This is a genomic window from Streptomyces sp. DT224 (genome assembly GCF_049844595.1).
Classification (GTDB): domain Bacteria; phylum Actinomycetota; class Actinomycetes; order Streptomycetales; family Streptomycetaceae; genus Streptomyces.
The window spans coordinates 1-247 of the sequence record NZ_JBNCLI010000068.1 but is presented as its reverse complement, the minus strand read 5'-3'; the positions used below and the strand labels follow the sequence as shown (position 1 = coordinate 247).

Here is a 247-nt window from a genome sequence, read left to right as displayed (position 1 = left end):
TGCTCGACGCCGCCCTGCACGCCATCGCGCTGGGCGGGTTCCTCCCTCCCGACCGGCCCCACCTGCCCTTCGCGTTCGGCGAGGTCGCTCTCCACGCGGCCGGCGCCACCAGCGTGCGGGTGGCGGTCCGCACGGCCGGCAACGACGCCATCACCGTGGCGCTGGCCGACCAGAACGGCCGTCCGGTGGCAGAGGTCGGTGCGCTGACCCTGCGCCCCTTCTCGGCAGAGCAGCTGAACGGCGGAGC

The 247-nt window shown here is 75.3% G+C and carries 1 protein-coding gene; it reads left to right on the top strand.

The window, feature by feature from the left end; translation table 11 throughout:
- A partial coding sequence (locus ACLQ2N_RS36070; protein ID WP_425820035.1) for a polyketide synthase dehydratase domain-containing protein occupies positions 1–247 on the top strand: 247 nt, incomplete at both ends.